1 protein-coding gene is annotated in these 1,178 nt (G+C 47.5%); it reads left to right on the top strand.

Annotation, left to right across the window (positions count from 1 at the left end; genetic code table 11):
* On the top strand, nucleotides 1–1,091 hold a 1,091-nt coding region (locus ACWHAR_RS22330), incomplete at its 5' end, for an NTTRR-F1 domain (protein WP_452087865.1).
* Nucleotides 1,092–1,178: the final 87 nt, after the last annotated feature.

Genomic DNA, 1,178 nt, shown 5'->3' with positions numbered 1-1,178 from the left:
GGGGTTTTGAGACAGGTACCCTCTCGTCCTGGTTAGGCGTAAACGCATCTGTTACAAGCCAGTTTTCGCATTCAGGTTTTTTCTCTGCGAGATTTCTTGGCGGAACAGTCACATCATATATTGCTCAATTTGTTCCGGCCAGGGCGGGGGAAGGAAGCGAATTTCTTGTTTCTCTTGCGAGAGCAAGCTTTCTCCCGGCACCTTCTGTAACGATACAGGTTACTTATTTTGACAGTCAATTTAATTTTCTCGGATACGGGCTGTTTGCCACTGTGCCGTCAAGCAGAATACCGGCAGCCGAAAATGGGACATGGCTTGAAGTCTATCAAACAACTTCACCGGCTCCCTCTGGCACCACCCAGGCATTCATTTTGATCAACAACATTCCACAGGTGGGAACTGCAAACGTGCTGGTGGATGATGTTGCTCTATTGAGTGTTGAGGGTGGAGGAGGTCCAACAGGAGCGACAGGTCCGACGGGAGCAACAGGAGTAACGGGAGCCACGGGAGCGACAGGAGCAACAGGAGTGACAGGTCCGACGGGAGCAACAGGTCCGACAGGAGCAACAGGTTCGACAGGAGCGACGGGTCCGACCGGAGTGACAGGTCCGACGGGAGCAACAGGCGCAACGGGAGCCACCGGTCCGACGGGAGCAACAGGTCCAACAGGCGCAACGGGTCCGGGAAGTCTGTTGGGAACACTGGCGCAGTCAACTGACCCTGTTTCACTCACAGTTGGCAGCGAAACACCAATTCTAACGACAACTGTTACCTCTTCAGCTGGACAGAATATAAAACTCGATTCTATGGCTGAAGTTGATATTATCATAGGGCCAGCTACTACTTTTGAATACAGTATAATTTTTACATTGTATAGAAATAACAGCGCTATCGCACAAGTGTCTGTTGATTCTCAGGATGAAAAATCGGCAGGTTCGGTTCGTGTATATGGTGATATTCCTAACCTTACATGGGTTGATACACCAGGGGCAGGAACACAAACTTATGAGGTTAGAATTAATGTAACAGGGACTAACCTTTTGGCAGCCAATGTTAATACAAGAGCGCTAAATGCTGTAATCTTTGATTGATTGTAAAATGAAGAGTCCCCTTTAAGTTTTCATAAAGCTTAAAGGGGGTTTTTGTTTAAAAGATTCTAATGATAAATTATAAAATTT

The organism is Bacillus sp. LR--39 (genome assembly GCF_053613335.1).
The sequence above is the reverse complement of the archived record's forward strand: the minus strand, read 5'-3'. Positions and strand labels throughout refer to the sequence as shown.